Here is a 227-nt window from a genome sequence, read left to right on the forward strand (position 1 = left end):
CACGGCCGTGGACAGCCTGCTGGTGCGCGTGCAGCTGGAGCCGACGCGAGCGTGCGCCGCTACGTGCACGAAGCCCTGGGCCGCACCGTGACGCGCGCCGCCTACGCCCTGGGCCAAACCGGCGACAGCACGGCCGTGGACAGCCTGCTGGTGCGCGTGCAGCTGGAGCCGACGCGAGCGTGCGCCGCTACGTGCACGAAGCCCTGGGCCGCACCGTGACGCGCGCC

Annotated in this window: 1 protein-coding gene; it reads left to right on the forward strand. The window is 75.3% G+C overall.

Annotated features, from left to right (window positions below):
* The coding region (locus tag BEN48_RS19005; RefSeq protein ID WP_158010091.1) for a hypothetical protein at positions 1 to 219 on the forward strand (219 nt) is incomplete at its 5' end.
* Between the last annotated feature and the right edge of the window lie 8 nt (positions 220 to 227).

Origin of the sequence: Hymenobacter glacialis (assembly GCF_001816165.1) — a bacterium.
In the GTDB taxonomy this organism is placed as follows: Bacteria; Bacteroidota; Bacteroidia; order Cytophagales; family Hymenobacteraceae; genus Hymenobacter; species Hymenobacter glacialis.